The sequence below is a fragment of the Caulobacter sp. UNC279MFTsu5.1 genome, from assembly GCF_900114015.1.
In the GTDB taxonomy this organism is placed as follows: domain Bacteria; phylum Pseudomonadota; class Alphaproteobacteria; order Caulobacterales; family Caulobacteraceae; genus Caulobacter.
On the sequence record NZ_FORN01000022.1, the window covers coordinates 58,597 to 80,308 of the forward strand.

A 21,712-nucleotide genomic window follows, 5' to 3' on the forward strand; every position below is an offset into this window, starting at 1 on the left:
TGCTCGAGTCGCTGCGCGCCCGCTCAAGCCGCGCTGGTCGGCCGCGGCCAAACGCGGCTGAATCGAGCCCGCACGATGCCTCAGCACGGCGAACAGATCGGACAGACGCCGGACTGGCTTCCGCACGAGCGCCCGCTGCTGCCGGGCTCGCCGTCGACGCCGAACTTCCCGATCAGCTTCCGCATCGTCCACGGCCTGATCAGCCTGCTGATCGGCGTGACCGGATCGCTGGGCGCGGCCCTGATCCAGGTCAACCTGCCGGCCATCCAGGGATCGCTGGGACTCACGCCGACGCAAGGCGCCTGGCTGACCACGATCTATGTAATGACCAACATCTCGATGAACCTGCTGCTGGTGAAGTACCGCCAGCAATTCGGCATCCGCCGGTTCGCCCTGGTGTTTCTGAGCCTCTACACGATCGCGGCCTTCGCCCACCTGGCGCTGGACAACTTCCCCATGGCCCTGGCGCTGCGGGCGATCAGCGGCGTGGGCGCAGCGGCGCTCACCGCCTTGGCCATGTTCTACATGCTGCAGGCCTTCCCGGCTTCGTTCCGCATGGGCGCGCTGGTGCTGGGGGTAGGCGTGTCGCAGTTGGGCGCGCCCCTGGCTCGGGTGATCTCGACCGGCCTGCTGGACGCCGCCTATTGGCACGGCCTCTACGCGCTGGAAGCCTGCCTGGCCGCCGCGAGCTTGGCCGCCGTCATGCTGTTTCGCCTGCCCCACGGCGTGCGCATCCACGTCTTCGAGGGCGTCGACGCCCTGACCTTCGCCCTGCTGGGCGGCGGCTTGGGCCTTCTGGTCGCGGTACTGGGCCTGGGCCGTGTGGCCTGGTGGTTCGAGGCGCCGTGGCTGGGTTGGTGCCTGGCCGCCGCCGTCGTGCTGCTGGCGGCCGGCGCCCTGGTTGAGCACGGCCGCGTTCACCCGCTGATCGACACCCGCTGGGTGGCCACCGGAACCTTCCTGCGCTTCGCGTTCAACGTCGCTCTGGTGCGGGTCGTCCTCTCGGAGCAGAGCGTCGGGGCCGCCGGCCTGATGCAGGCCGTGGGCCTGGCCCAGGAGCAGCAGCGCCTGCTCTACGGCATCGTCCTGGCGGCCACCGCGGCCGGCATCGTGACCAGCGCCTTCACCCTGAACCAGAAGACCCTGCCAATTCAGTTCCTGGCCTCGATCCTGCTGATCGCCGTCGGCTCGTTCCTCGACGCCCGCGCCACGCCCCAGATCGGCCCGGTCAACCTGTTCATCAGCCAGGCGCTGCTGGCCTTCGCCGCGGCGATGTTCCTGGGCCCGTCCTTCATGTTCGGCATCGGCCAGTTGCTGACCCGAGGCCTGGGCTCGATCATCACCTTCTCTGTGATGTTCGGGGTGGCCCAGAACCTGGGCGGCTTGTTCGGCGCGGCCGTGTTGGGCACGCTCCAGACCGTCCGGACGCAATATCACGCCGTGGGCTTGGCCGAGCGCCTGACCGGGACCGACCCGACGGTCGCGGCCACGCTGCAGGGCTATGCCGGCGTCTACGCCTCTACCCAAGCCGATCCGGCCTTCCGCGCCGCCGACGCCAGCGCGCTGCTGAGCCAGCAATTGACCCAGCAGGCCAATGTCCTGGCCTTTAACGACGTTTTCCTAGTCATCGGGATCGTCGCCTTGCTGCAGTTCTTCTACGCCGGCTTCCTGTTCTTCCGCCTGGCCCGACGCATGGCGGCCGTCGCCCCGCCCCCCTCGCCCGCACCCGCCCGAGAGACCGCATGACCGACGCGCCCTCGCCCGCCCCCCAATCCGCTCCGAAGTCCGCGCCTCAACCGGAGGACCGCGCCGCCGCCGCCGCGCCGCCGCCCGCCCGGCCCGAACCGCCCACGACGCGCGCCATCCTGCTGACGGTCGGCGGCGCCGTGGTGCTGGTGCTGGTGATCCTGTTCCTCTGGAAGCTGCCGCCGTTCGCCGGCTCGGTGCAGCGGACCGACAACGCCTATGTCCGCGGCCAGGTCACCCTCGTCGCCCCCCAGCTCAGCGGCTATGTGGTCAAGGTCCTGGCGCAGGACTTCCAGACCGTGCGCGCCGGTCAGCCCCTGTTCGAGATCGACCAGCGCATCTACGCCCAGCGCTTGGATCAGGCTCGCGCGACGCTGGCCGCCCGCGAGGCCGATCTGGCCAACTCCGTCCAGGCCCGCGCCTCGCGCGAAGCCGCCCTGCACAGCCGCGAGGCCGACATCGGCTCGGCCCAGGCCCAGGTCGAGCGCGCCCGCGCCGACATGGCGCGCGTCGCCGAGCTGGCGACCGACGGCTCGGTGTCGCTGCGCGAGCGCGACCAGGCCCGGGCCACCCTGCGCGCGGCGGAGGCGACCCTGGCCTCGGCCCGCGCCGGCCAGGAGATCGCCCGCCAGGACGTCCGCTCGGTCGGCGTCTCACGCCAGGGCCTGGAAGCCGCGGTCGCCGCCGCCGAGGCGGCCCTGCGCCTGGCCGAGATCGACATGGTCAACACCGTCGTCGCCGCCCCCGCCGACGGCCAGCTGGGCCAGGTTGGCGTGCGCCGCGGCCAGTACGTCACCGCCGGCAGCCAGTTGGTCGCCCTGGTGCCGCCGCAGCGCTGGGTGATCGCCAACTTCAAGGAGCGTCAGTCCGGCCGCATGCGCCCGGGCCAGAAGGCGACCGTCACCGTCGACGCCCTGGGCGACCAGCGCTTTACCGGTCGCGTCGAGCAGGTCTCCCCCGCCACCGGCTCGGAGTTCAGCATCCTCCCGGCCCAGAACGCGACCGGCAACTTCACCAAGATCGCCCAGCGCCTGCCGGTGCGCATCGCGCTCGACCCCGGCCAGCCCGACCTCGTCCGCCTGCGTCCGGGCATGTCGGTTGAGGCCGAGGTCGATACGGCCACGAAGGGCCGCCGCTGATGCGCCGCGCCCTGCCCGCCCTGGCGAGCTTCGGTCTTCTGGCGGCCTGCGCGACGCCGGGGCCCAGGACCGCGCCGCCGCCGCAAGCGGCCCTTGCCCCGCCCGCTGGCTGGCGCGCGCCGGCCAAGGCCGGTCAAGACGCCGTCGCCGCCGACTGGTGGAAGGCCTTCGGCGATCCGCGCCTCTCGGACCTGATCGCGGCGGCTCTGGTCCGCAACACCGATCTCGGCGTCGCCGAAGCCCGCGTGCGCGAAGCCGAGGCGCAGAGCCGCCTGGCCCGCGCGGCGTTGTTGCCCTCGCTCAATCTGACGGCCGGCGCACAGAAGTCCCGAGACCTCAACGCTTTCGGCCAGCCCAGCATAACGACGGCGTTCGAGCCCCAGCTGCAGGTCGCCTACGAGGTCGATCTCTGGGGCCGCCTGCGCCAGGCCGACGCCGCCGCGCGCGCCAACCTGCAAGCCAGCGACTACGCTCGCGACGCCGCGCGCCTGTCGGTCGCCGCCGCCGTCGCCCGCGCTTATGTCGGCCTGGTCTCGCTGGACGCCCAATTAACCACGACGCGCGCGACGCTGACCTCCCGGCAGGAAGCGGCGGCCCGCGCCCGCCGCCGGGCCCGCGAAGGCGTGACCTCCGACCTCGAACTGCGCCAAGCCGAAGGCGAACTGGAGGCGGCCGCCCAACGCGTTCCGGCCCTGGAACTGGCCATCAGCCGGCAGGAGAACGCCCTGACCCTGCTGATCGGCGACGCGCCCGGCCCGGTGGCGCGCGGAACCCTCGCCGCCTTGGCGATCCCCCAACCCGCCGCGCCCCTGCCTTCGGCCTTGCTGACCCGCCGACCGGACGTCGCCCAGGCCGAGGCCAGCCTGGCCGCCAGCGACGCAAGCCTGGCCGCCGCCCGCGCGGCCTTCCTGCCGCAGGTGCGGCTGTCGGCGGCCGGCGGGGGTCTTTTCGTCCAGCATCTGGATCCGGTGACCGTATGGAGCCTGGGGGCCAGCGCCTTGGCCCCAATCTTCGACGGCGGCCGCCTGCGCGCCCAGTCGGACGCGGCGGCCGCACGCCGCGACCAGGCCGCCTTCGCCTATCGCAAGACCGCCCTCATCGCCTTCGGCGAGGTGGAGAACGCGCTGGAGGGCGTCGGCCGCCTGGCCGAACAGGAGGACGCCGCCGTCCGCCAGCGCGCAGCAGCCGCCTCCGCCCTCGACCACGCCCGCAAGCGCTACCAGGCCGGCTATGTCGCCTATCTGGAGGAGTTGGACGCCCAGCGCGGCCTGCTGGCGACGGAACTGGCGCTGTCGCAGATTCGCGAGTCCCGCCTGCAGAACGCCGTCACGCTGTATCAGGCCCTGGGCGGCGGATGGGATGTCGGCACGGCGGGGCGAGGGTCTTGATCCAGGATGGACGGACCCGGCGCGCGATCAGACCCGCGCCGCCTCCTGCCGACGTTGCCCGTCGAGACGACTGCAGACGTCAGCGTCGCCGCCCCGCCCGCGCCCCCTGAACGGGCAAGCCTGGTCGAGGCAAGGCGATCTCGGCGACGACCGGGAAGTGGTCGGAGATCGCCAGACCGTTTTCGGTGTCGGTCAGAGTCGCGAAGCGGAGCCCCTCGAACGCGCGATCGATGAAGATGTAATCGATGGGGCCCGCCGGCGGCGCGCCGGGCGAGAAGTCGTTGAAGGTTCCCGCCGGACCAAAGACGATGCGGCTGGAGTCCCGAGCGTCACGGACGGGCGACCGTTCTGCGGTCATCACGGCGTGAGGCGGGTCGCCAGGCGCGCTGTTGAAGTCGCCCATGACGATCAGGCGCGCGCCCGGCCAGACGCCCTGGTCGAGAATCTGCCGGGCGCATAGCCGCCGCGATTCCGCGCCGACGTGATCGAGGTGCGCGTTGCGGACATCCAGCAGCGCGCCGCTCGACCGGTCCCGCAGCACAATTCGGGTATAGGTGCGGGGGAGCGCCGCGTCATAGGCCTTGCCTGGCCGCTCCGGTGTCGGGGAGCACCAGCGGGTCTCGGCGCGCAGCCGCTCGAAGCGGGCGCTCCGGTAGAAGATCGTCGTGCTCTCACCGCCCGCGGCGCCGTCGTCGCGACCGACGCCGTAATGTGCATAACCGGGCAAGGCGCGTGACAGATCCTCGACCATCGGCAGAAGCGCTTCCTGCACGCCCAGGATGTCCGGCGCGACGAAGGCGATCTGGCGGGCCATGGGATCGCGCCGCGCCCGCCAGTCGGGCCGATCGTCGGGATTGTCGTAGCGGATGTTGTAGCTCATCACCCACAGAGGCCGCGCTTCGGCGCGAGCCTGGATCGGTGACGCCGCGGCGACCGCGATCATCGCGGCCAGGCTGAACTTGAGGGCTTTCGTGATCATGGCGGCGGACGCTAGGGCGCGACGATGACGGTAGCGCGACGGAAGACCTGGGCGAAGGTTTCGTCCAGCGCCCTGTCCGTCACCAGGATGTCGACCTCTTCCGGCGAGGCGGTGCGGATCAGGCCCAGGCGACCGAACTTTGTGTGATCGGCGACCAGCAGCACCCGATCCGCTCGCTCATAGACGATCCGGCTGATCGCCGCCTCTCGCGCATGCCGATCCGTCAGGCCGTGGTCCGCGTGGACGCCGCCGACGGTCAGGATCGCAAGATGGGGCGTGAACTGGGCGACATAGGCCTGGGCCACATGATCCGAGAACGCCTTGTAATCATAATCCAGCTCCCCGCCGGCCAGGAACAGGCTGTTGCCGTCCCGCCCGCCCAGGGTTTCGGCCACGACCAACGAGTTGGTGATCACCTTCAGCTCGCGACGGACGCCCGCCAGCGCCCGCGCCACGAAACAGGCGGTCGTGCCGGCGTCGATGAAGATGGTGTCGCCCTCGCGAACAAATTCGGCGGCGGCGGCGGCGATGCGGGTCTTCTCGACGACGTTCTCCTGCATGCGCCGATCCAGGGGCCCCTCGCTGGAGGCGGCCGCCAGTTGGACAACGCCGTGCGTCCAGATCACCGCGCCCCGCGCTTCAAGGACTCGCAGCTCCCGACGGACCGTCTCCTCCGAAACCGCCAGATCCTGAGCTAGGCGGCCAATGGCGTGGCTTTCGCCCGGATTCAGCTTGCGCAGTATTTCGCGCTGACGGTCCTGACGCCTGAGCATCGCAGCTTCTCCCTATTCCGGACGGGAACCGGATGTGGGAATTGTGTTCGACTTATGTGAAACCATCAAGCGAAACGGCACGTTTTCGCGTGAATCACGCATAAATGTCGCAACTCTGTCTCATCCGACACGTATGACCCCGCGCCATCGCGAACAGCGAACCAAGTCGAGGGTGTGGATATGAACGAGTGGATTGGCGGACGCGCTCAGCGTGCGCGCGGCGAAGCAGGCAAGTCGATCAGGGCCGTCCTTCTGGCGAGCGTTTTCGGGCTGGCCTGTGTCGGCGGCGTTCACGCCGAGACGGCCACGCCTTCGGCCGAGTCGTCCGACACGATCGACTCTCTGGTGATCGTCGCCAAGCGCAACGATGCGGCCAAGACGCAGATGCGCGCGGCGACCGCCATCGCCGTGCTGTCGGCGGAAGATCTCGAGCACACGGCCGTCCACAATGTCGCCGAGGCGCTGGGCATGATGCCCAGCGTCAATGTGATGAACACCGGCTCTTCCTTCTTCGGCGGCATCGACGGCGCCTCGCGTGGCGAAGGCATGTTCGTGTCGATCCGCGGCCTGAACGCCGAGTTCAACGTCAACATGATCAACGGCGTGACCGTGGCGCAGGGCATGCCCTACAGCCGTCAGGTCCAGTTGAGCCTGCTGCCGCCGTCGGGGCTGCACACGATCGTGCTCAACAAGACCTCCACCGCCGACATGGACGGCGACGCCATCGGCGGCACGGTCGATTTCCGCACGCCCTCGGCCTTCGACTATCACGACGATTTCCATGGCTCGATCACCGCCTCCGGCCGCGTCGAGAGCCGCGCCCGCGACTATGGCGATCAAGGGCTGGGCGGCGGCCTTTCGGGCGAATGGGCCCACAGGTTCGGGGCCGAGCAGACCTTCGGCGTCTATGCCAGCGCCTTCTATGACAAGCGCCACTACGCCAACAGCGAAATGGCCGGCGTCATGTCCGCCCAGAACGACGGCGGCTGGAGCTATCTGGTCCGCGACGCCTCGGGCGTCAGCTATCCGGGTCTCGACCCGGAGAAGAACATCACCCAGACCGGCCTGAATGTCGGCGTCTCCAACGGCTACACCGAGCGCTGGGGCGGAAACTTCACCCTGAGCTGGCGTCCTGACGACACCCTGGAGGCCTATCTGCGCGGCTCGTACGCCTATGCGAAGACCCAGCAGAACTCGACGCTCAGCCAGTTCGTCAGCACCAGCAAGAGCTACAAGGAGGCCGTCGCCGGCAGCGGCCGCTACGCCCTGAGCGTCGATGCGATCTCCACCCGCGTCTGGTACGAGACCAATCCGGAAGAGGCCGACCTCGCCACGCTGCAGGCCGGCTTCGACAAGACCGTCGGCGCCTGGACGCTCTCGCCGCAGGTCTTCTACAGCGAGGGCGACAATGACCGCCCCAACCACATCGAAGCCTCGGCGCGGATCAATCAGAGCGACAGGTACAATAGCGGCTCCAACCGGCCGCTGGGCGGCCTGTCGATCGGCTATGCCGACAACCTGCCCTATCCGCTGTTCACCAGCACGATCTACAACGACCTGAACAACGCCAACACCGCTCTGCTGGCGCGGCGCGCGGGCCAGCTCACTGAACAGTACAGCGGCCAGGAGAAGTACGGCTTCAAGTTCGACGCCAAGCGCGTGTTCGAGGGCGGCGCCCTGCAGTGGGTCAAGCTGGGCGGCAAGTTTGTCGACAGCCACCGTCGCGTGACGAACCGCGACTGGACCAACGACCACTTCGCCAACCTGATCGGCCAGGGCGGCCTGACCTGGGACAGCCTGGGCCTGGCCACCGGCTATTACGACGCCGTGTTCCCCGGCAAGTATGGCTGGCGCGCGCCGAAGGTGAGCCAGGAAAAGCTGTTCGAGTACTTCTACAAGTACAAGACCGCCGCCTCGTTCGACACCTGCGGCTCCAACGCGGTCAACAACTTCAACTGCAACACCCAGAAGGGCGACGAGGCCGTGGCCTCGATCTACGCGACCGCCGACTACCAGTTCGGCGACGTCGAGGTTTCGCCCGGCCTGCGCTACGAGCACTCGAAGATCGACAATCTGTACTGGGTGATCCCGACCACCAGCGCCGGCGAGCAGACGGGGAACTGGGCCACGAGCCGCACCGAATACAACGAAGTGCTACCCAGCGTGTTCGTGACCTGGCGGCCCGGCGACGCGGCCGTCTACCGGGGTTCGGTCTGGACGTCCTACACCCGTCCGGCCTTCATCCAGCTGGCCGGGGGCGAACGCCGCTCGATCAGCGACGACGGCAGCGTTTCGATCTCGCGCGGCAATCCCGACCTGAAGCCGATCAAGGCGATCAACCTCGACCTCTCGGGCGAATGGAGCAATTCCAAGGGCGGCTACGCCATGGTCGGCGGCTTCTACAAGCACCTGTCGGACTACATGTACGACAACGGCTCCAGCTCGGTGAACACCGACACCTTCGCCGAGGGCAAGGTCACCACCAGCCAACCCACCAACGGCGGCGACGGCGACGTCTATGGCCTGGAGCTGCAACTGCGGCAGAAGTTCTCGGACCTGCCGGGCTTGCTGAGCGGGCTGGGCGCGGAGTTGAACGTCACCCGCCAGTGGACCAGCGTCGACCTGGGCGACGGCGTCGACAACCGCATCCAGAACGCGCCCGACTGGCTGGCCGACGCCCAGCTGTTCTACCAGAAGGACGGCTTCAGCTTCGACGTGATCTACCACTACACGGGCGCCTACGTGTCCGGCTATGACGTGCTGGACCAGCCCGGCGAGTGGGACAACCTGTGGGTCCGCCCGTTGCGCAGCGTCGACCTGCATATGGGCTACGCCTTCGACAACGGCTTCAAGCTCGACCTCTCGGTCGCCAACCTGCTGAAGAACTACACCTACTGGTCGCATGTCGGCCGAAACAGCCTGGCCCTGTCGGATGTCGTCGACTCCGGCCGAACCACGCTGCTCACGCTCAAGAAGAGCTTCTAACGGCGCTATCCCCCCCCAGCGCCATGAAGTGACGATGCGCCCCTCTCCCCGGGGGCGCATCGCTGCGTTCAGGCCGGGGCCAGTGAGAAGGATCCGACCTTGTTCGGCATGCGACACCAGCGCCCGATGGCGCAAGTCCTCCTGATCTGCGCGACCCTGGCGTGGGCGGGCGCGAGCCAGGGTCGGCCGATGCGCGTCGAGCGCGTCGTGATGGTCATGCGCCACGGCGTGCGCGCGCCGATCGTCGGCGAGGCGCCCGAGGGCACGCTGACCGGCGATCCCTGGCCGACCTGGCCGGTTCCCCCCGAGCATCTCACGGCGCACGGCGCAAAGGCGCTGGTGGTCCTGGGGCGATCGGACCGGCGCTGGCTCGCCGGCCTGGGCGCCCTGCCCCAGCGTGGATGCCCAGCTCCGGGGCAGGTACGGATCTGGACGAACACCGCCCAGCGCACGATCGCCAGCGGCCAAGCCTTCGCCGAAGGCCTGGCGCCGGGATGCGCCCTGCCCGTGGGCCATCGCCCGCCGGACGAGGTCGATCCGTTGTTCGAGCCGCTGCGGGCCGGCGTCGCGCCCTTCGACCCGGCCGCGGCCATCGCCTCCATCCAGGCCTATACGGGCGGCGTCGATCGCCTGGCCGCCCGCCTACAGCCGGAGCTCAACGAGCTCGACCGGGTGCTCGGCTGCGGCGAGGCCGAGGCTTGCTCGCCGCGGCGTCCTTCGCGCCTCACCCCTTCGGCGGACGGTCGCGGCGTGGACCTGGCCGGCCCCGTCCGCGACGCCTCGGGCACGGCGCAAGTGCTGCTGCTGCAGTATGCGGAGGGCCTGTCGCCAGGCCGGTCCAGCTGGCGCGCCGTCGAGCCCGACGCCCTCAAGCGCCTCGGCGCGCTCCACGCGGCCCTGTTCGACGTCTTCACCCGGCCGCCCTACATGGCGGCGCGACAAGCCGGGCCGCTGGGGCGGCGCGTGCTGGAGGCGCTCGATGCGCCCGGCGCCGGAGGACTGGACGTGTTCATGGGTCATGACACCAACGTCACCGCCCTGGCGGCGGCGCTCGGCGTCCCACTGGACGCGCCGGGCTACGCCAAAGGCGACGTCCCGCCCGGCGGCGCGCTGATCTTCGTGAGCCTCGTGGACGCCGCCGGGAACCGGTCGGTCCGCGTCTGCTACCAGACGCAGTCGCCGGACGCCCTGCGGCGGCTGAGCGGCCGCGTGTCGAGGTCGACGATCGAGGTCTTGGGCCACGACCGTGACACCATTCCGTTCGGCGAGTTCCAGCGTCGGTTCCGCGAGGCGACCCGCACGGACCAGACTGCACTCCACTAGGCTTCCATGTGTCTGGTGACGGCGCCGCGCCAAGCCCCCCTGTCGATGAGCGGACGTCCCCGCTGTCTCAGAAGGGTGGAAGCGGCGGCGTCGCCCCCGGTCCGGCCACGTTGAAGCTTAGCGATGAAGCATGAAAAGGCTCACGCGCCGATCTCGATCGGCGCGCTTCTAGAAATAGGCATGAGACCAGTATTTTGAAATCATTGTATATTTCATTGAATAACGATCCGATTGGAAATTAGTCCACCTACCTGACCTTTATACTCCAACCCATTGCGCCTCATCCTACTCCCGGGAGCGCAAACCACATGTTCCGCTTGCCATTTGCCTTCGGCCAGTTTGCCGCAAGGCGCTCTTGCGCGTTTAACAAGAGGCTGCTACAACCACTAGGCGATTTGCGGCCTGAAGCATGAATTTGTGTATTCGGACCGATAGTTACTGATCGAATACCCGGGTCTACGACGCTTCCGCGCCCGAGATCGCGATAGTTTTATTTTTCCCAAGTTTACCGGCTTATCCGCAAGAATTCACGTCGCGATCTCGGATCGTGAGGGATGGAGGAGCGAATGCCTGTCGCCTTGAGCTATCCCGGCGTCTACGTCCAGGAAATTCCCAGCGGCGTGCACACCATAACCGGGGTGGCCACCTCGATCACCGCCTTCGTTGGCCGCGCTGCGCGAGGGCCGGTCGATACGCCGGTGACGATCAACAATTACGGCGATTTCGAGCGAATCTTCGGCGGCCTCTGGGCCTCTAGTCGGCTTGGCTTCGCGGTGCGCGATTTCTTCGCCAATGGGGGCGGTCAGGCCATCATCGTGCGTCTCTACAACAACGACACCGCCAATAACGCCAAGCCCGCCCAGGCCAAGATCAAGGTCGGCGCGCTGTCGTTCGCGGCGGCGGCCAAGGGCGCCTGGGGCTCGGCCCTGCGGGCGACTGTGGACACCGACGTCTCCGCCAGCGTGGCGGCGGCCTACGGACTGGAGACGGCGGATCTTTTCAACCTGACCGTGCGGGAAGTCGACGCCCGCGGCGAGACGCTGAAGCGGGAACGCCACCTCAACCTGACAGTGAAGGACAGTCCGCGCCGGTTGGACAAGGTTCTGGCTGCGCAGTCGCAACTGCTGGTCTGGGACGGCGCCTGGCCCGCCGCCCCGCCGGCCGTCGCCGCCAAGGACGACGACATCACCACGGCCACCGCCGCCCTGGCCGCGGCCCAGGCCGCCAACCCGCAGGTCCCAGCCACGATCACCGCCGCCCAGAAGGCGCTGAACGACGCCCAGACAGCGGCGGCCGGCAACGATGGCCTGGCTCTGAGCCAGACCAATTTCACCCCCAATGGCGGCCAAGCCGCCAAGACGGGGCTCTACGCCCTGGAGAAAGCCGATTCCTTCAACCTGCTTTGCATCCCGCCCTACACCGCCAGCGACGACGTCGACGTCTCGCTGATCTCGGCGGCGGCCTCCTATTGCGAGGCCAGGCGCGCCTTCCTGTTGATCGACGCGCCGACCGGATGGATCGACAAGGCCACCGCCAAGACCGGCTTCGCCGCCAGTCCGGACCAGGTCGGCGCGCGCAGCGCCAACGCAGCCATCTTCTTCCCACGGCTGCGGCAAGCCAACCCCTTGCGCGACAACCAGCTTGAGGCCTTCGCCGCTTGCGGCGCGGTGGCCGGGGTCATCGCCCGCACCGATGGCGACCGCGGGGTCTGGAAGGCGCCCGCCGGTCTCCAGGCGACCTTGAACGGCGTGCCGGACCTGACCGTCAGCCTCACCGACGCTGAGAACGGCGAGCTCAATCAGCTGGGGGTCAACTGCCTTCGGGCGTTCCCGGCGGCGGGCAAGGTGGTCTGGGGTGCGCGGACCCTGCGCGGCGCGGATCAGCTGGCCGACGAGAACAAATACATCCCGGTGCGCCGGACCACGCTTTACCTGGAGGAGAGCCTGGTGCGGGGTCTGCAGTGGGTGGTGTTCGAGCCCAATGACGAACCGCTGTGGGCGCAGATCCGGCTCAATGTCGGGGCCTTCATGCAGGGGCTGTTCCGAAAGGGGGCCTTCCAAGGCGCATCGCCGCGGGAAGCCTATTTCGTCAAGTGCGACAGCGAGACGACCACCCAGGCCGATATCAACCTCGGCGTCGTCAATGTGTTGGTCGGTTTCGCGCCTCTCAAACCCGCCGAATTCGTCGTCATCGGCATCCAACAGATGGCCGGGCAGATCGCGGTCTAAGGAACAGGGGGACAACGATGGCCACCTTCACCGTCAACGCGCAACGCTTCGACCCGTATGCAAACTTCAAGTTCCGCGTGAAGTGGGGCAACAAGTATGTGGCCGGCGTCAGCAAGGTCAGCGCGCTCAAGCGCACGACCGAAGTCGTCAAGCACCGCGAGGGCGGCGACCTCTCCAGTTCGCGCAAAACGCCCGGCCGCACCGAGTTCGAGGCGATCACGCTGGAGCGTGGGGTCACCCACGACAAGGACTTCGAGCAGTGGGCGAACAAGGTCTGGAACTATGGTTCCGGCCTCGGCAAGGAGGTGTCGCTGGCGGATTTCCGCAAGGACATCATCATCGAGCTCTACAACGAGGCCGGCCAGTTGGTGATCGCTTACAAGATCTATCGCTGCTGGGTCTCGGAGTTCCAGGCCCAGGCCGATCTGGACGCCAACGCCAACGCCGTTCTGATCCAGTCCCTCAAACTTGAGAACGAAGGCTGGCAACGCGACACCGATGTGGTCGAGCCCAAGGAGCCGAGCTTCGTCGAGCCGTAGCGGCGCGGCTTGGGGCGGAGAGCGGGAAAGATGGCGCGTAAACTGGCTCAAGCGATGCTGCAGGCATGGGAGGATGGTTGCGCCGCGCAGGCGGGCGAACGCGGCCTGATCCTGCTTCGCCTGGCCGAGCCGACGCTGAGCGACGCCGCCTGCCGGGCCCTGAGCGTCGGGAGGCGGGACGCGGCGCTTCTTGGCCTGCACGAGCGGATGTTCGGGCCCATCGCCCGCGCACTCGTCGATTGCCCAGCCTGCGCCGAGCCGCTTGAACTTGACGTGCCGCTGGCCGCCATCCGGGTGGCTCCGCCCGAGGACGTCTCCGAACATTTTGAACTGACCCGCGAGGGCCAGACGCTGGCCTTCCGCCTGCCCACGGCCGGTGACCTCGCGGACCCGGTCGGCGCCTCCGCGGGCGGCCTGGCGCGTCTCTGCCTTCTGGAGCCGAACGCCCCCACCGATCCCGCGACCGTCGAGGCGCTGGAGGCGGCGATCGGCGCGGCGGTGAACCTCCACGATCCGCAGGCGGTCGTTTCGCTGGCGTTCGACTGCCCGGACTGCGCCGCCCACTGGCGCTCCCCCTTCGATATCGTCGAGTTCCTCTGGCGCGGGTTCGACCGCTTGGCCGGGGACCTGCTGGCCGAGATCCACGTCATCGCCTCGGCCTATGGTTGGGGCGAGGACCAGATCCTGGCGTTGTCGCCTCAACGGCGGCGACGCTATCTCGGGCTGATCGGCGCATGAACGGGGCGGTGAACAGCGTGCTGGCCTATCTGGCCGCCCGCAGCCGCGGCGACTCTTCGTTCGGCGCGCCCGGCGAAACTGGCGCCGCCCCGCCGCTCCGCCCCCGACCGACCGCCGCCCAGGCCGGGGACAGTGTGGACGGCTTGCGCTTCGACTTCATCGAAGAGACCCTGGAAATCGAGCGGGACACGCCCCCCCCCAGGCCGCCGACGGCTGACCCCGAGCCTGAAATCATCCCGGGCCTATCCGTCCGGGCCGCCGCATCGGCGGTGGCGACCATTCCGTCCGCTCGCGCTGCGTCGGCGACGGAGACGACGGAGACGACGGAGGCGACGGAGGCGACGACCCCAGTCATCGCTCAGACCCGCGCGCCTCCGCAGCCTCCGCCGCTCTCTCAGACGCTTCTCGCGGATTCCGCCGCGCCGATCCAGGCCTCTGCGCGCGCCACCTCGCCACTGTCCGCCGCTCCCGAGGTCAGGACGCCTCCGAAGACCAAGGATCTCTCGGCAGCGCCAACCCCGCCCTGGCGACCGGGCGATCGCCCCGCCCCCGAGGCTCTCGAAGCCCGCGACCCCGCCGAGGCGCAGGCCCCGCCCGCCGCCCCGCCCACCGCCCGGCCGGCCGCGGGACCGCCCCAGGCCGATCCTCCACGGCCGCCGCCGGTCATCGTCCAGCGGGAGGTCGCCGTCCCCCTCACCTCGCCCGCCGAGGCGACGGCTGTCGAAGCGCGACCGACACCGCGCGCCGAACGACTCTTCGAGCCCGCCCGCGAACACCAGCGTGTCCCCCGCGAGCCCCCCTCCTCGCTCGCCGCCGCGCCCCACGTGCAGATCACCATTGGCCGGGTGGAGGTTCGGGCCGCCGCCCCCGCCCCGCCGCCATCGCCGCGCGGGCCGGCGATGTCGCTGGACGACTACCTCGCCCGCCGAGCCGGAGGCTGAGCGGCGATGAGCGATTTCCGCGCCCTAGCCACGGTCACCGCCACCCTGAAGCATGTGCTGCAGACGGCGATACAGGCCGATGTGCCAGGCGCCACGGTCACCGCGGTCAGGCCCGGCGAGGATACGGGCGCCAACCTGCCGACGACCGGAATCAACCTCTTCCTCTACCAGCTGAGCCACAAGGGCTTCCGGGCCAATGATGACCTGCCGACCCAGCGGGGCGACGGCCAGACCGTGCGGCGGCCGGCAGCCCCCGTCGAGCTGCACTACCTCCTGAGCTGCTATGGCGACGACCTGAAGCTGGAGCCGCAGCGCCTGCTCGGCGGCGCCGTAGCCTTCCTGAACGCCCAGCCGCAGCTGACCCGCGGCCAGATCCAGACTGTGCTGGCCGACCCGGCCAACAGCTTCATCGCCGGCAGCGACCTGGCGGAACAAGTCGATCTGGTGCGCTTCAGCCCAACCAATCTCAGCTTTGACGAGCTTTCGCGGCTGTGGTCGATCTTCCTGCAAACCCATTACGTTCTGTCGACCACCTTCAAGGCCTCGACGGTGATCCTGGAGCGGCCGGTGACGACGGTCTCGGCCCTGCCGGTTCGCCAGCTCGGCCTTTCCGCCTCGCCGATCCGCCAACCGCAAATCTCCCGCGTGCAGGCCGCCTCGGGCGGACCGATCGTTCCTGGCGGCGTTCTCCTGCTCCAAGGCCAGGACCTGGACGGCGTGCTCACCCAGGTGGAGATCGACGGCGTCCCCGCGCACACGACCGCGGTCGCAGGTTCGGAGATCGTCCTGCCGCTCCCTGCGGGGCTCTCGGCCGGGCCGCATACGGCGCTGGCGCGCCTGGGCGTCGATCTGGGCTCGCCGACAGGCGGCCGGTTCGCCTACGCCTCCAACCTCGCCGCCTTCGTCCTCCAGCCGATAGTGACCAAGACCGGCGGCAAATACGGCGTGACGGTGACCAACGTACAGGGGGCCGGCTCGGCGCTCCGTGCGGCGACCCTCAAGGTCAAGGTCGACCCGCCGGTCGGCCCCCGCCAACTCGCCACCCTCGAGCTGCTTTCCGGTCCGGCGGTGGCCTACACCTTCGCCACGCTGGCCCGAACCGATACGACCGCCGAGCTCGAGGCGCCGGTCACGGGCGTCAAGGCCGGCGACTATGGCGTGCGGGTGCGCATCGACGGCGCCGCCAGCCCGCTGGAACTGGACGCCAGCCAGACGCCGGTTGCGCCGATGGCGAAGATCCCATGACCGCCCCTTGGTCCGCCAGCCGGCTGGACGGCCCGCAGGGCGAGCTCATCGCCGCCCTGGACGCGCTGCGCGGCCTGATCGCCCGGACGCCCGGCGCACCAGCGCCCGGCAAGCGTGCGGCGACGTCGACCGGCTCCGCCATCGACCAGATCGCCGACCGTTTCGCCCTCACCCCTTTCGAGCGCGACCTGCTGTTGCTGTGCGCCGGAGTCGAGCTGGACGCCGCTTTCGCCGAGACGGTCCGTGTCGCGGCCGGCGGGCCGCCGACGTTCGGTTTCGCCCTGGCCGCCTTGCCGGGTGCGCACTGGAGCGCCATCACGCCCACCGGACCGCTGCGCTACTGGCGGCTGATCGAGCTTGCCGCCGGCCAAGCGGTGACCACAGCGCCCCTTCGCATCGACGAACGGGTCTTGCACTTCGCGGCCGGCGTCTCGCATCTCGACGAACGGTTGCAGGGCCTGGTCCGCGCGGGCCCCGCGCCCACGGCGCTCCCCGAGGCGCACGACCTCATCGCCGAGCGCATCGCCGCCCTTTGGAGCGCCGCCGACCGCCGCGGCGCGGCCTGGCCCGCGGTGCAGTTGATCGGCGATCCCGACGCCGGCGGCGCGGCGGTGGCGGCTGCGGCCTGCGCCGCCAAGGGCCTGGGGCTGAACCTGATCCGCGCCGCCGACTTGCCCGTCGCCATCACCGAGCGCACCGGCTTCGAGCGGCTCTGGGCGCGGGAGGCGGCGCTCAGCGACAGCGCCCTGCTGGTCGAGACCTTCGACGCCGACCCGCCGGAAACCTTGCGCGCCGCCGCCGCCTTCGCCGCCGTCTCGCGCGCCGTCACCCTGGTCGCCTGCCGCGAGCCCTTGCGGTCCGAAGGCCGGCCGCTGCCGCGGTTCGAAGTCGCCAAGCCCGGTCGGATCGAGCAGGCCGCGCTCTGGCGCCGGGCGTTGGGCGACGCGGCCGCGGGACGTGAGGACGAGATCGAGCGCGTCGTCTCCCACTTCGACCTTGGCCCCGCCGCCATCGCCTCGGCCGCCGCCCTGGCCGAGACCGCGCCGCTGTGGGCGGCCTGCCGCGACCAGTCGCGCGGCCAACTCGACGACCTCGCCCAGAGGATCGAGACCACCGCCGGCTGGGAGGATCTGGTGCTGCCGGGAACCGAGGCCGACATCCTGCGCGAGATCGTCGCCAATGTCCGTCAGAGGACCAAGCTTTACGACCACTGGGGCTTCGCTGGAAAGAGCAACCGGGGCCTGGGGGTCAGCGCGCTGTTCGCGGGAACCAGCGGCACCGGCAAGACCTTGGCCGGCGAGATCCTGGCCCGCGAGCTGGAGCTCGATCTCTTCCGCATCGACCTCAGCCAGGTGGTCAGCAAGTACATTGGCGAGACCGAGAAGAACCTGCGCCGGGTGTTCGACGCGGCCGAGGCGGCCGGCGCCGTCCTGCTGTTCGACGAGGCCGACGCCCTCTTCGGCAAGCGCACCGAGGTCAAGGACAGTCACGATCGCTACGCCAACCTCGAGGTCAGTTACCTGCTGCAGCGCATGGAGTGCTACCGGGGCCTGGCCATTCTCACCACCAACCTGCCCCAGGCGATCGATCCGGCCTTCAAGCGTCGGCTGCGTTTCATCGTTCAGTTCCCCTTCCCCGACGTGGCCGAGCGCGCGGAAATCTGGCGGCGAGTCTTCCCCAAGGCCACCCCGACCGAAGGGCTGGAGATCGATCAGCTGGCCCAGCTCAATGTTCCCGGCGGCAACATTCGCAACATCGCCCTAGGCGCGGCCTTCCTGGCGGCGGACGCGGATTCCGCCGTCACCATGGCCCATGTGCGTCGGGCCGCGCGAGCCGAGTACGCCAAGATCGGCCGGACCATGACCGGCGCCGAACTGGTCGGGTGGGCTCAAACATGAGCGGGCGCGCCCCCCTGGATCGACACGCCGACTACCGGCTGGAGATCGGCAAACTGGTGCTCGACGGCTTCGAGGCCGAGCCCGCGGCCATCGCCGCCGCGATCCGCAGCGAACTCAACCAGTTGCTCGGCGATCCGCATGGGCCCTTCGCCCGCCCGCCACAGCAGAGCCAGAATCTGGTCCTCCGCCAGGTCGAAATGCGTGGGCCGGCGCTCGCCCCGGACGCCTCGCCGCGCGAGATCGGCCGAGCCGCCGCCCGGGCCATCGTCGGCCGAATCGCCCCGTCCGGCGGCCTGAATCCGCGAGGGAGCGCCCGATGAGCCGCGCCGTCGCCCCAGCGCCCGCAAGAGCGTCAGCGGCTACGCCCCAGGCCCAACGCTCGGCCTTCAGGATCGGCCGCGCCGGCGACATCGCCGAGGTCCAGGCCGACCGCGCCGCCGACCAAGCGCTGAGCGGGGCCAATCCGTCCTTGCCGCCCGCCGCCGGCTCCGACGCCGGCGCCACGCCCGCGCCGCGGGCCCTGGACGCGCGGATCGCCGCGGCCCGCTGCGATGGCCGGCCCCTGCCAGCTGGCCAGCGGGACTTTTTCGCTCGTCGCTTCGGCCACGATTTCCGCCAGGTGCGGATCCACGACGGCCCGGCCGCCGCCGCGGCTGCCCGAACCGCCGGCGCCCAGGCCTTCACCTTGGGTCCCGACATCTTTTTCGGCGAAGGCCGCCACCGGCCCGAGAGCGCGCCGGGCCGAGAATTGATGGCCCACGAACTGGCCCACACCCTGCAGTCCCGACCGGGGGTGATCTCCCGCCGGGCGCTCGACGTCCCGCCGGCCGCCGATCCAGACGCCGCGGGTCCCACGACCTCGCCGGAAGCCCAGGACGCCTCGGACCAGATCGGCGACCTGATAGGCGGCGGCGCGGACCTTCGGACCCCGGCCACGCGCGAGCGGCTACGGGGCCTGAGTCCGGAGAGCCAAGGCCAGGCCCTGGGCCGCGCCCGCGCGCGCTTGCCGGCCGGCGAGGCCGCCAAGCTGGATCACGCCATGACGGCGACCGCAGGCCCCGCCCCCGACTGGGCGGCCGGCGGGGCTGGCCGCGGCGACCAGGGACCGGAGATCCGGGGGCAAGGCGACGCCTCGGCCCCCATCGCCCACCAGGCCGGGACGACCGCAAGCGTCCCGTCGGCGCACGAGCGGGCGCTCACCGCCTCGACCGCGACGATGCAGGCGACTGTCCAGGGCCTGCGCGACGGCGGCGCCACGGAGTCTCCCGCGTCCGCCGGCCCCGAGGGCGGCGAGTCCGACGCGGCCGACGGCGCCTCTACGGGCCAGGGCCAGGGCGAGGCGAGCGCGGCGATGCAGATCGCGGTTGGCCGGCTCAACGCCAGCCGCGCCCAGCTGGGAGCGGTCCAGGCCCTGCAGGTCCAGTTCCTGCCGGACGACTCGCAAGGTCCGCCTGCTCTCGAAAGCGCGGCGAAGCGCACCGCCGGCCAGAGCCTGGCCAGCACCTTCGTGAACCGGACGGCGCAGAAGGTTCAAGCGTTGCTAGCGGGCGCCATGGCGGTTCCGGGACGAGCGCTGGCGACCTTCAACACCGCAGCCCAGGGCATCCGCGCGAGCGCCGTCGCCCAGGGCGCGGCGTTGAAGGCCGGCGGCCAGACCGCGCGCCGGAAGATCCGCGGCGCGCGCGGCGCGGTGCATGGCGCGATCGCCCAAGGCCAGGCCGAGGCCGACGGCGGCGCCGAGGCGGGCGTCGTCAACGCCAAGACCCGGGCCAAGGGGGCGCATGACAAGGCCGCCGGCGGTCTGGCCAAGCGTGCGGCTCAGGAACAGGCGAGGATCGGCCGGGCCTACCGCGCCGCGACCGCGCCGATGAAGGCTGTGGGCGACACCGCCGCCCAGAACGCCGCCAGCGCGGCCAGATCCCGCTCCGCCAAACTGCTGGAACAGCGCAACGGCGAATCCACCGTGTTGGATGGGCCGCTGCATGACGACCAGCTGGAGGCCAGCGCCGAGGCGGGAATCGGGGTCGCCCAGGAATACGGCAAGAGCTTCCAGGCCAGCGCCGAGACCGAAGCCAACAAGATTCCCGACAGCCGCGGCGAGGTGCTGGGCAAGGTCGATGAGATCACCAGCGAAGCGCGCAAGGGCTTCTCCGACCAGCTTCGCCAGATCGAGGACGGCGCCTCGGCCCAGAAGACCGGCGCCAAGGCGCAGTCGGCCACGGCGGCCGGCCAGATGCGAGGCGCGCTCGACTCGAGCGCCGGCCAGAGCCTCGCCAGCCTCGACACCGCGGAGGCCGAACAAGCCGCGGGCCTGGCCCAGGGCGCGGCCGCGGCCGAGGCGGGGCTCGACCAGGCGATCGCCGGCAGCATTCGGTCCTTCGCCGATGGGATTGGCGAGGCCGCCGACGGCCTGACCGGTTCGATCGGCGATTTCGTCGCCTCGGCCGCCGAAACCCCGCCGCCGGAGCCCGGCGAACTCTCCCAGGCCCTGGCCGGCGCCGCGCCGGACTCGGCCCTGGCCGACATGACGGCCCAGGCGGTCACCGTGGCCCCGCAATTGGCCGCCGCCGCCGCGGAGACGCAGAAAGGCAGCGAGGCGACTTCCGCCCGTGAAGCCGCCGCGGCGGTCCAGGGCTTCGAGACCCAAGCCACGGCTTTCGCCAACGGCGCGGGCGGGATCCGCCGCCAGGCGACGACCGGCTTCCAGAAGCTGAAGGATTCCACCAAGACCTCGACCGACGCCACCGGCAAGACGGCCGAGGATGGCTTCGACACCGCCGTGACCAACGCCAACGCCGCCTACGCGCAGTTCGGCGACCAGGTGGAGGACAACCTCCGCCAGGGCCGCGTCCAGATGCTGGATGGATTGTGGGGCCAGCAGAGCCGCGACAAGCTTCAAGACGACATGGAGAGCCACGGTAAGAAGGCCGCGGCGGAGGTCAAGCCGCGCTGGAAGAAGGTGCTCAAATGGGTGGTGACGATCGTCGTCATCATCGCCGTGATCGCCATCACCGTGCTGACCGCGGGCGGGCTCGGACCCGTGGGCGTGATCCTGCTCGGGGCCGCGCTCGGGGCGGCGGCCGGGGCGGTGCAGACCATCGCCGAGAACCTGATCGACGGCAAGAAATGGAGCGACGGCGTCGTCAAGGCGATGATCGTCGGCGCCATCGGCGGAGCGGTCGGCGGCGCCGGCGGCGTCCTGCTCAAGGGAGTGGGCTCGGTCGCCCTGAAGATCGGGCTGGAAGCCGGTATCAATGTCGTCGGCGGCGTGGCGGGCGAGGTGATCGGCAGCCTGGCGACGGGCCAGCAGGTCAACTGGACCGGCGCCCTGATGGGCGCCCTGATCGGCGCCGGGATCGGCGCGGGCCTTGGCATCGCCGGGGCGCTGAAGGGCAAGATCCGCATGGGCGGCATGGGCGCCGGCGAGGGCGCCGCGCCCGTGAGGCCGCCGGTCATCGAGCCTCCGCCTTCGCCTTCCACCGGTCTGCGCGGCGCACTGGAGAAGGCGAAGATCCTGGCGCCCAAGCCCGGCGCGCTGACGCCGCCGAGCGTGAAGCCGCCCGAACTCCCTGCGATGGGCGAGCCGCCGGCGCCGGCGGTCCCACCGAAGCGGCCGATCGGCTTCAGGACCGGCGAACCCACCGTCGAGCCGACGGTCGGCGCCGATCCCGCCGCGTCGTCCCCCAAGGAGCCCATCGGCTTCAAGATCGGCGACAAGGCCAACGCTCCCGCGGTTGATCCCATGGCCCAGCCCGCGCCGCCCAAGCCGAAGGAACCCATCGGCTTCAAG

15 protein-coding genes are annotated in these 21,712 nt (G+C 70.2%); 13 read left to right on the top strand and 2 right to left on the bottom strand.

Features of this window, described 5'->3' with window-relative positions; genetic code table 11:
- Positions 1-75: 75 nt before the first annotated feature.
- From BM066_RS13990 to BM066_RS14000, 3 genes are read left to right on the top strand one after another with little or no spacing between them, the layout of a single operon-like run.
- Positions 76-1,746, top strand: coding sequence for an MFS transporter (locus tag BM066_RS13990; protein WP_089928869.1), 1,671 nt, complete (start codon positions 76-78; stop codon positions 1,744-1,746).
- Positions 1,743-2,885 (top strand): HlyD family secretion protein, encoded by a 1,143-nt coding sequence (locus tag BM066_RS13995; RefSeq protein WP_089928871.1) that lies wholly within the window; start codon positions 1,743-1,745, stop codon positions 2,883-2,885. The genes BM066_RS13990 and BM066_RS13995 overlap by 4 nt, the downstream gene beginning before the upstream one ends.
- The gene (locus BM066_RS14000) at positions 2,885-4,273 is read left to right on the top strand and encodes an efflux transporter outer membrane subunit (protein WP_089928873.1); all 1,389 of its coding nucleotides are present in this window, start codon (positions 2,885-2,887) and stop codon (positions 4,271-4,273) included. Before BM066_RS13995 ends, BM066_RS14000 begins: the two co-directional genes overlap by 1 nt.
- Before the next feature lie 79 nt (positions 4,274-4,352).
- Here the strand turns inward: BM066_RS14000 and BM066_RS14005 are convergent, their stop codons facing one another.
- Both BM066_RS14005 and BM066_RS14010 read right to left on the bottom strand, forming a co-directional pair.
- Positions 4,353-5,252: an endonuclease/exonuclease/phosphatase family protein gene (locus BM066_RS14005; RefSeq protein ID WP_089928876.1), complete on the bottom strand. Its 900-nt coding sequence runs from the start codon at positions 5,250-5,252 to the stop codon at positions 4,353-4,355.
- An 11-nt stretch (positions 5,253-5,263) separates the two neighbouring features.
- Positions 5,264-6,025, bottom strand: coding sequence for a DeoR/GlpR family DNA-binding transcription regulator (locus BM066_RS14010; protein ID WP_089928878.1), 762 nt, complete (start codon positions 6,023-6,025; stop codon positions 5,264-5,266).
- 180 nt (positions 6,026-6,205) lie between these two features.
- Here BM066_RS14010 and BM066_RS14015 point away from each other — a divergent pair, with 180 nt between their 5' ends.
- The 10 genes from BM066_RS14015 to BM066_RS14060 form a co-directional block, all read left to right on the top strand.
- Positions 6,206-9,010, top strand: coding sequence for a TonB-dependent receptor (locus BM066_RS14015; RefSeq protein ID WP_089928880.1), 2,805 nt, complete (start codon positions 6,206-6,208; stop codon positions 9,008-9,010).
- Between the two features lie 126 nt (positions 9,011-9,136).
- Positions 9,137-10,333 carry a histidine-type phosphatase gene (locus BM066_RS14020; protein ID WP_018113005.1) on the top strand — a complete coding sequence of 399 codons (1,197 nt, stop codon included), beginning with the start codon at positions 9,137-9,139 and terminating at the stop codon, positions 10,331-10,333.
- 566 nt (positions 10,334-10,899) lie between these two features.
- Complete coding sequence (locus BM066_RS14025) at positions 10,900-12,561, top strand: phage tail sheath family protein (protein ID WP_089928883.1); 1,662 nt, start codon at positions 10,900-10,902, stop codon at positions 12,559-12,561.
- Positions 12,562-12,578: 17 nt separating this feature from the next.
- Entirely contained in the window at positions 12,579-13,100 is a 522-nt protein-coding gene (locus BM066_RS14030) for a phage tail protein (RefSeq protein WP_018113086.1), read from the top strand.
- Positions 13,101-13,130: 30 nt separating this feature from the next.
- Positions 13,131-13,838, top strand: a complete 708-nt coding sequence (locus tag BM066_RS14035) for a hypothetical protein (protein ID WP_143093733.1) — start codon at positions 13,131-13,133, stop codon at positions 13,836-13,838.
- Positions 13,835-14,779: a hypothetical protein gene (locus BM066_RS14040; protein ID WP_089928885.1), complete on the top strand. Its 945-nt coding sequence runs from the start codon at positions 13,835-13,837 to the stop codon at positions 14,777-14,779. Before BM066_RS14035 ends, BM066_RS14040 begins: the two co-directional genes overlap by 4 nt.
- Positions 14,780-14,785: 6 nt before the next feature.
- Positions 14,786-16,024 (top strand): Pvc16 family protein, encoded by a 1,239-nt coding sequence (locus BM066_RS14045; protein WP_018113090.1) that lies wholly within the window; start codon positions 14,786-14,788, stop codon positions 16,022-16,024.
- Positions 16,021-17,922: an ATP-binding protein gene (locus BM066_RS14050; protein ID WP_018113091.1), complete on the top strand. Its 1,902-nt coding sequence runs from the start codon at positions 16,021-16,023 to the stop codon at positions 17,920-17,922. The genes BM066_RS14045 and BM066_RS14050 overlap by 4 nt, the downstream gene beginning before the upstream one ends.
- Entirely contained in the window at positions 17,919-18,242 is a 324-nt protein-coding gene (locus BM066_RS14055; RefSeq protein ID WP_018113092.1) for a hypothetical protein, read from the top strand. Before BM066_RS14050 ends, BM066_RS14055 begins: the two co-directional genes overlap by 4 nt.
- Positions 18,239-21,712: eCIS core domain-containing protein (locus tag BM066_RS14060; protein WP_020487537.1), on the top strand; the 3,474-nt coding region annotated here is incomplete at its 3' end. The genes BM066_RS14055 and BM066_RS14060, both read left to right, overlap by 4 nt.